The sequence below is a fragment of the Streptomyces sp. NPDC013455 genome (assembly GCF_040632975.1).
Taxonomy (GTDB): domain Bacteria; phylum Actinomycetota; class Actinomycetes; order Streptomycetales; family Streptomycetaceae; genus Streptomyces.
This window is the reverse complement of sequence record NZ_JBEYCX010000082.1, coordinates 1-1,364: the sequence shown is the minus strand read 5'-3', so window position 1 is coordinate 1,364 and position 1,364 is coordinate 1. Positions and strand designations below refer to the sequence as shown.

Below are 1,364 nucleotides of genomic sequence, written 5' to 3'. Positions count from 1 at the left end.
ACGCGTTGCTGGGAGGGGCCGTTGGGGGCGGTGAGGCCGTTGGAGGCGCCGTCTTGGTTGACGGCGCTGCCGCGCACGACCGCGAGGATGCGGTGGCCGTTGCGCTCGGCATCCGACAGCCGCTCCACCAGCAGCATGCCGACTCCCTCGCCCCAGCCCGTCCCGTCGGCCGCAGCGGAAAACGCCTTGCACCGGCCGTCGGCCGACAACCCCCGCTGGCGCGAGAACTCCACGAAGGTCACTGGCGAGGACATCACCGTGACGCCGCCCGCGAGCGCCATGGTGCACTCGCCCGAGCGCAGTGCCTGGCAGGCCAGGTGCAGGGCGACCAGAGAGGAGGAGCAGGCCGTGTCGACGGTCACCGCCGGGCCTTCGAGACCGAACGTGTAGGCGACACGGCCGGTGGCGACGCTGCCTGCGTTGCCGTTGCCGATGTACCCCTCGGCTCCTTCGGGGACGGTGGACAGCCGGGAGGCGTAGTCGTGGTACATCACGCCGGCGAACACGCCCGTTTGTGATCCGCGCACGGAGGCCGGGTCGAGGCATGCGTGTTCGAGGGTCTCCCAGACGGTCTCCAACAGCAGCCGCTGCTGCGGGTCCATGGCGAGCGCCTCGCGCGGGCTGATACCGAAGAGTTCGGCGTCGAACTCCCCCGCGTCGTAGAGGAATCCCCCGTGTCGGGTGTACGTCGTCCCCGTCCGTGCCGGGTCCGGGTCGAAGAGCCGCTCCAGGTCCCACCCCCGGTCCTTCGGGAACTCCCCGATCGCGTCCCCGCCCGAGGCGACCAACTCCCAGAGCTCCTGCGGCGAGTGCACGCTGCCCGGGTAGCGGCACGCCATTCCGATGATGGCGATCGGCTCGTCATTGCCCACAGCCGTCGGCCGGCCGACCGGTGTCGCGGCGGCCTCCGTGTCCTCCTCGACCAGTTCCGTCTTGAGAAGTCTGGCCACGGCAGCTGGGCTCGGCTGATCGAAGACGAGGCTTGCCGGCAGTCGCAAGCCCGTCTCGGCGCTCAGACGGTTCCGTAGATCGACTGCGGTCAAGGAGTCGAAGCCAAGGTCGCGGAAGGCCGAGTCCACTGGGATGGCTTCCGTCGCGGGGTGGCCGAGAACGGTGGCGATGTGGGTGCGGACGAGGGTGAGGAGGGTCTTGTACTGCTGCTCGGGTGTCTGGCCGGCCAGGCGGGCGCGGAGCGTGGCGACCGTGCTGCTGTGCGGTGCGGTGGGGTGCCGTCGGCGAGTGCCGGTGCTGGTGGTGGGGGTGAGGTTTGTGAGGAGGGGTGGGAGGGGGTGGGTGGGGCGTAGGTCGGCGGGCAGGAGGGCGGGGCGGTCGCCGGCCATGGCCTGGTCGAGGAGGGTGAGGGC

General features: G+C 70.9%; 1 protein-coding gene. It reads right to left on the bottom strand.

The annotated features are described in order from the left end of the window. Window positions 1–1,364, bottom strand: a 1,364-nt coding sequence (locus tag ABZ576_RS34395) for a type I polyketide synthase (RefSeq protein ID WP_360750071.1), incomplete at both ends; no start/stop codon positions are given.